3 protein-coding genes are annotated in these 7997 nt (G+C 37.9%); all 3 read right to left on the bottom strand.

Features of this window, described 5'->3' with window-relative positions:
- Nucleotides 1-194 precede the first annotated feature (194 nt).
- The 3 genes from lacZ to ACO1O5_RS18875 are packed head-to-tail and all read right to left on the bottom strand — an operon-like array spanning nucleotide 195 to nucleotide 7857.
- Nucleotides 195-3326 (bottom strand): beta-galactosidase, LacZ type, encoded by a 3132-nt coding sequence (lacZ, locus tag ACO1O5_RS18885; protein WP_486273018.1) that lies wholly within the window; start codon nucleotides 3324-3326, stop codon nucleotides 195-197.
- A gap of 58 nt (nucleotides 3327-3384) precedes the next feature.
- Nucleotides 3385-4449, bottom strand: a complete 1065-nt coding sequence (locus ACO1O5_RS18880; RefSeq protein WP_486273016.1) for a LacI family DNA-binding transcriptional regulator — start codon at nucleotides 4447-4449, stop codon at nucleotides 3385-3387.
- Nucleotides 4450-4509: 60 nt separating this feature from the next.
- Nucleotides 4510-7857: a VCBS repeat-containing protein gene (locus ACO1O5_RS18875; RefSeq protein WP_486273014.1), complete on the bottom strand. Its 3348-nt coding sequence runs from the start codon at nucleotides 7855-7857 to the stop codon at nucleotides 4510-4512.
- Between the last annotated feature and the right edge of the window lie 140 nt (nucleotides 7858-7997).

The following is a 7997-nucleotide window of genomic DNA, read 5'->3' as shown; positions in this document are numbered from 1 at the left end:
ATGGCTTTTTCCTCCAGGCTATGGTTATTTTTTTAATAACGGGATTGGTTTGCACAAGTCGCCTGATAGTTAGTGATCACCGCTCGTTAGATATCTATACCGGAATATTTTTTGGCATCTTGTGCCAGGTTATTGCAACCTTGTTTATCGGGTTAGCCACATAAATTAATTCCTTTAACCCCGCAAACCAATATTTATTTTATGGGAGTTATCATAAATGAATAACTATAATTTTTATAATTGAGGCGATATTGCTTTAAAGGCCATGTTCCCCAGGAATTAACACCACCAACACCTGTTTGTTCCAGGTCAATATTTAAGTTTGTCAGGTCTCTTTCTTTTAATTCACCGAAATGCCTATTATGTTTTTCAAGTCCATCATCCAGATCTTCGTCAAGATAATGACGGGCGGCAATATTTAAAACCGTATCACCAATAATAAATAAACCGGTTCCTTTTTCATTGGTTAGCTTAACCCATCGCACATCTGTTTTATTACCGGATTCCTGTGGTCGCACGTAATCATGAAACTGATCATGCACGCTCATTGTATATAGTCCCACAAAAGCATCATCCTTGCGGTCCCAATAATTTTCTGAAGGACCGCGGCCATACCACTGCATTTGGTTGTATTCTTTCGGCAACATCATTTGCATTCCAAATTTAAATAGCATCGGTTCCTCCTTCGAACTATCTGCCTGCATTGATTCGGTTACTTTAATTACGCCGTCACCATTTAATTGATAATTGATATCAAGATAAGCAAATACATCAGGCAGCGAATAATGCATGTTTACTTGTATGTTTTTATTATTGGAAGAATCAATCGTAAAACCAAGAAGTGTATAAGTGTGGCTGGCTCTTTTCCAGTTCAACAACTTTACCTGGAGGTCTGCACCGAAATCATTGTCCGTTGGCGGTCGCCAGAAATTAGGTTTCAAATCAAACCCTTCTTTAAGAAAATTGTTCCCGTTAACACTGTATTCGTGCAACAGGCCATCATGCCTGCTAAAGTTAAATTTCACGCTTTCATTGCTTACGTCAATTATACTATCGGTAACCCGTACCCGTAAAATTGACGATGCAGGAACTGAGGCAACATCTCCTAAATGACTATATAACGTTAATTGATCCTTTGCAATTTCCCAACCCGCTGGCAAAAGGCCTTCCACTGATTTTGTTTTATAATATACATTTAGAAAAATTTCTTTGTAGCCAACACGAGGTAAACTGTAATGCAAATCAACCAATACTGAATCGTGCGGAGCAATCTGCAAAGATGCAACGGTACCTTTTTTAATAACATTTCCATCGGCAACTAACTCCCAATTTAATGTTACGTTATCGAGGTTTTTAAAGAAATTTTCATTGTAAACTTTAATCTTGCCCACCATTATGTCGGCGGGATAAGTGAGTATATCCTGGTACTCTTTCTTTACTTCCAGCATTTGAGGATGCAGGCTGCGGTCTGGAGCCACAAGGCCATTGCAATTAAAATTTTGATCGCTTGGCATTTCAACACCATAGTCTCCACCATAAGCCCAGATGGTATCTCCGCGATCTGTGATTTTTTGAAAACCCTGGTCCACAAAATCCCAGATGTAACCGCCCTGCATGCGTGGGTAATATTTACGAATCGTATCCCAATAGTCATTGAAATTACCGTCCGTGTTGCCCATAGCATGCGCATACTCCACTAATATAAATGGCTTATGATTACTGCTGCTATCATATTTTACATGATTCACCATATCTTCCGGTGAAGGATACATCGGGCAAAAGATATCAGAGTAAGATGTTGCACTGGCTGGTTCATATTCTACCGGTCTTGATGGATCACGGTGTTTGATCCAGTCATAACATTTTTCAAAATTGATTCCCATTCCCGCTTCATTACCCATCGACCAAACGATTACGCTTGCATGATTTTTATCCCGTTCTACAGCACGGGAATCGCGTTGAAAATGTTGCAAAAACCAATCGGGTTTTTTAGATAAAGAATTAGCGCCAAAACCCATTCCGTGCGATTCGAGGTCTGCTTCATCTACCACGTACAATCCATATGTATCGCATAGCTGGTACCAGTAAGGATCATTAGGATAGTGGCACGTACGAACAGCATTGATATTATTTTCTTTCATGATTCTGATGTCCTGTTCCATGCGTTTTTTACTAATATACTGCCCCGTAAGCGGATCCATTTCATGCCGGTTAACACCCTTTATTAAAATGGCCTTTCCATTTACATATAATACGCCGTCCTTTATTTCAACTTTTCTAAATCCTGTTTTTTGAGGAATCACTTCAATCGTTTGTCCTTTTCCGTTAGTTAGGGTTGTAAGTACCGTATATAAATACGGCGTTTCTGCCGACCACTTTTTGGGATCGTTCATTTTTATAATTACATTTTTAAATGCTACAGAATCTGACAGGCTCACAGACGCTTCACCAACGGGCGCTCCTGTTGGATCCAACAATTCAAATGAAGCCTTATAGCTTTTTAATGCCCTGTCATTATTATTTAAAAAATCAAGGCAGATATTTAATTGTCCGTTCACATAATTATCGGTTAAATCAGGGATTATCTGTACATCACGAATGTGAACGGGGTTACGGGCATACATAAATACATCACGGTTAACACCGGCGAGCCGCCACATGTCCTGGTCTTCAATATAGCTGCCATCGCTCCAGCGATACACCTGGAAGGCTAATAAATTTTTTTGCCCGGGTTTTACAAATTTTGTGATATTGAATTCCGCAGGAAGTTTACTGTCTTCGCTATAACCAACCCATTGGCCATTCACCCACAAATAAAAGCAGGAGCGTATGGCACCAAACTGAATGTAGATGTCTTTGCCCTTCCAGCTTTTATCGATCATTACTTCCCTGCGATAAGATCCAACAGGATTATATTGATGGGGCACATGCGGAGGGTTTGGTTTCATCAGGTAATCAAAATCGTAACGAATATTGGTATAGATGGGAATACCATATCCATTTACTTCCCATGTAGCGGGTACTTTAAAATTATTCCAATGACTATCGTTATAATCCGTCTTCCAAAATCCTAAGGGGCGGTCGTCTGGTTTATCTACCCAATTGAATTTCCATTCTCCATTTAGTGATTGAAAATACTTTGATTCAACAGGATCGTTCTTTAATGCCAGGTCTTTATTTTCATATGCAAAATACGTGGCATGCATCGGTTCACGATTGAATTCATTTTTAAATTCATCTTCCCAAAACGCTGGCGGTTCCTGGGATTGAGCCAATAGTTGGACAAAGCATAATATTAAAATAGGGAGTATGGATAATTTCCTCATTGGGATTTAATTTTGCTATAATAAAATATTTGAAATAGTTTTATAAATGACTGAGAAATCAACTGAAATTTTTCATCTTCTTGTTATTTAAAATTTTTTCTTTTTTCATGGAGGATTCCCTGAAAACAGGAATGGGTTCTAAAATGATTTTCCGATGCACTGGTTCATTTTTTTCTTTTCCGGAAATTAATTCCAATAATAATTTAATTGATTCTTTTCCCATTAATACAGTTTGCTGGTCAATCGTTGACAGCCCGGGGGTAATATGTTCGCCAAAGTGCTCATTTGCAAAGCCAAAAATACCAACCTCTTCAGGAATCTTTATATTTCTTTCTTTCAATTCTTTAATCGCTCCGAGTGCTGTAAAATCTTCCACAGCAAAAATGGCATCGGGTGGGTTTGGCCTTTCAAAAAAATATTTTATAGCTTCTTTTCCTGATTCTATTGAAATATTACCAACATAAATTAAACTTTCGTCAAATGGAATATTATTCGCTGCTAATGCTGCCATGTATCCCTTTAACCGCGTATTCCAAATACTTATTATATGCTGTGACGCTGAAATATGGGCAATTCGTTTGTAGCCTTGTTTAATCAAATGCTCAGTTGCCAGAAATGCACCTTTAAAATCATCGATACCAACAGACGGGAGATCTAAATGATCGTTTATACGATCAAAAATAACCAACGGAATTTTTCTTGCTTTTACCTCCAGGAAATGAGAGAAGTCAATGGTGTTTTTTGCGATGGAAGCTAATATACCATCTACTCTTGCGCTTAAAAATGTTTCAATCCCTTTCGCTTCGTGATACATGTCTTCATCTGATTGATAAATAAGAACATTGTATCCATTTAAGTTAGCGATGCTTTCAATTCCATGAACAACAGATCCAAAAAAATTAATTTCTACGCTTGGAATAATAACGCCGATTACATAGGTTTTGCCGGATTTAAGAGAAGCGGCTATGGTGTTTTTTTTATAGTTTAGTTGCGAGGCTGTTTTTTTAACGGCCTCCTTTGTTTGAAGACTAATACCAGGATGATTGCTCAATGCACGGGATACCGTGGCCGGCGTTACGTTAAGCCTTCTCGCAATATCACTTATCGTTACCTTATGTTTCAATTAAGTGATTTGATTATTTTTTGCAGTGTCCATATCGATATTCATTTATAGCCAGATATTTCATTTTAATTTATAAGCTTTAACATCTCCCTGGTTAATGCCAAATAATAAATTGTTGTTTATATTAATTACACTGCGCACATCTCCCCGGATATGAAACCCGGATTGCTGCTGGTTTATATAATTGAAACTGCCCTTGCCGTCGCCTTTTAAAAGAACCCCGTAGTTCGCATCGCTTTTTCCAAAACGTAAGCGGGCATGATTAATATTGCCGCATAAAAGCAAGTCAGCGTTTCCATCTTTATCATAGTCTAGTTCCGTAATTGTAAATACCGGTGACATCTGTGCCTGCAACGGTAATGCCTTTTCATGAAACTTTCCATCAGCGCCCAATTCAAAAAAAGCAGTGTTTAGTTCATTAGCCTGAAGATGCTTTGCATCTTTCATTTCTTCGTCTGTGAAAATATCTTTCATTGTTGCATCGGCATAACTTTTATAATTAGGAAAGCGGTGATGAATAACAGGAACCTGGTTAATAATTTCATCCCTGGTTACATAAGGATAGCTTTTATGCTGAATATAAAAGCAAAGAATTGGGTCTACGGTGCCATTGTTGTCAAAGTCTTTATAATATAACTCTGCTGGTTCTTTATCACTTACCCGGCATTGAGAATTTAATCCAAAATTTCCGATAACAATGTCAGGCCTGCCATCATGATTAAAGTCGTTTATTAATAATTTATTCCACCAACCACTGTAAGTTTTATCAAAATAATTTATTGTCTTATTTTCAAGGTGTCCATTAATATTAATGAATACACTCACCGGCATCCATTCACCAATTACTATCAAATCACTTTTACCATCGTTATTTAAATCTGCCCAGGCAGCATCGGTTACCATTCCAATTTTTTGCAGTTCAGGAGCCAATGATTCAATGTTGTTTTTAAAATGACCTTTGCCATCGTTAATAAGCAGGTAACTATCGGGAATTTCAGGGTAACGGCCGGGAATCACACGACTTCCCACGAACAAATCAGGATATCCATCATCGTTAATATCAGCCACACGAACACAGATACTGCTGGTATGCATTACTGGCAAGGCATCGGCTTTTTTAGTAAAATTTCCTTTGCCATCATTAATATATAATCTATCCTGTAATAATGAATCGTCCGGCATATAATTATCATATCCGCCACTGCATACATATAGATCAATAAAACCGTCCCCATTTGCATCAAAAAACAACCCGTCCACATCCTCACTCATTTTGTCTGCATCAAAGGCTGGTTCAGGTTTTCTAATAAATTGCCCGTTTTTTTGTTGGAGGTATAATGCGGATGCCTGCCCGTTTCCGCCGCCTGCAAATACATCTTTCAATCCATCGCCGTTTACATCCGCCTCGGCCAGGCAGGGGCCAAAAAATGACATTGGGTTTACCAGTAGAGATTGACGTAAGAAATCATTGACAGTATTAGACTGATCTACGAAATCTACAGGTGATTTTACTTCCTTAAATATGGTCGGATGTAATTTAGAGACCGGGCGACCGGGTAGGGCGTTTTCTTCATCTAAAGTGATAAGTTGATCTGCATTAACGTGCGTAATGATCTGCTCTTTCCCGTCAATCCATATTATTTGCAGAGAATCAATTTCTTTATCGGCTCCTAATCCAAAATGTAATATAGGTGATACGCAGGACTGGAAACCTCTTGCGGGCATTTGTTCCAGGTATTGTTGCTTCCCTTTTGTATAAATAGTTACTTTTGCACCAATGCCCTGGGTATTTTGCTTTTCGCCTTTTAATTTTATTTCTAAATAATTATTTTTTAATTGTCGGTTAGTTTCATTTTCATAAACAAATGCAGGCTTGTTTATATTATTAACTATCAAATCCAGATCACCATCATTATCCAAATCGGCATAAACAGCGCCGTTGCTGTTGGATGGCAAATTAATTCCCCAATCTTTACTCACATCAGCAAAAGTAATCCCGCCTGAGGCGGGACCATTATTTTTGAATAAGTAATTAATAACATTGGAGGAAGGCATGCTATCTATTAACGCCAGCACATCGCTTTTCTGTAATCTTTGCCTGCTTTTTTCAAAATCATTCATGTAGTTAATGAAATCCATATTAGTAAAATCCCGCAGATAACCGTTGGTTACAAAAAGATCTTTCCACCCATCGTTATTGTAATCTGCAAACATAGGACACCAACTCCAGTCTGTATTTGAAATACCAGCTAATTGCCCGGTTTCGCTAAAGGTGCCATTACCATTATTAATTTGCAGCATATTGCGCATATATTGGTAATAAAATCCTGATTGAAGAGCCAGATCGAATTTTCCATAGTTATCCGGGGATACTAATAATTTTTGCCTGTGATTGTCAGCAGGCAGCATATCTAACGTAAAAATATCCGGCAGGCCGTCATTATTAATATCGGCCACATCATTTCCCATCGAAAATTCGCTGGAATGTCCGAGGCTTTTTTGCAATACATCAGTAAATGTTCCATTGTGATTATTAACGTAGAGATAATCAGGAACCAGGTAATCATTGGAAATATAAATATCCTGCCAGCCATCACCGTTTAAATCAGCTATACCAGCACCAAGTCCATAAGTTAAGGCTGAACTGCTCAATCCAGACTTTTCTGTAATGTCTGTAAAATGATTTTTATCGTTTCTAAATAATCTTATACCGGTCATAGGATTGGAACGTTTCAGAATCATCGAAGTAACTGAATCATCCAACACCGGCAATGAATTAGGATTGTGATTTAATAATAACACATCCAAATCTCCGTCACGGTCATAATCAAAAAAATAAGCTTGCGTGGTATAAGAAGAATCTGCTAATCCATATTGTTGCGCCTGCTCACTAAAATGGGGGATACCATTGTTATCATTTCCCTCATTAATAAATAACTGATTCATTCTTTTTGCAGCGGGTAGTTTGCCGGAATAACAAACATATATATCCAATTTTCCGTCACCATTTACGTCTGCCATGGTTATACCTGTTTTCCAGGGACCGGGTCTTGCCGCAACACCGGCTACAGCAGTAATATCCTGAAACTGCATGCCACCCTTATTCAGATACAATTTATTATCGCCAAGATTACTTGAAAAATAAATATCCTGCAAGCCGTCGTTATTCACGTCTCCTACAGCAACACCGCCGCCATTATAAAAATATTCATAAAGCAAGACGTTGGTGTTTAACCCTTCTACTACTGAATTATTAAAATCTATATGCGTGGAGTCGGGAGGCAACAAAGTAAATAAATGCGGACTATCGTCTTTAGAATTATTCAACCTTTTATCTCCATTATTATTGCAGGCGGCTATTAATACGCATAGTGCCACAATAGAATTCCGAACAATATTTCTATTCAAATGAATTGATTTTTAAAATTTTAAAAAACCAGATGAGCCATCCAAAAATAGCTTTTAATTATTTATCATGCAGTCAATTGAGACGATTAAACCAGGAAAATACGCACGAGTAATAACCAGGTATCCGTCTTATGTATTTG

The organism is Ginsengibacter sp., from assembly GCF_057362405.1.
The sequence above is the reverse complement of the archived record's forward strand: the minus strand, read 5'-3'. Positions and strand labels throughout refer to the sequence as shown.

Coding starts and splice junctions, on each gene's coding strand:
- lacZ (WP_486273018.1), bottom strand. CDS start 3,326: ATGAGGAAATTATCCATACTCCCTATTTTAATATTATGCTTTGTCCAA.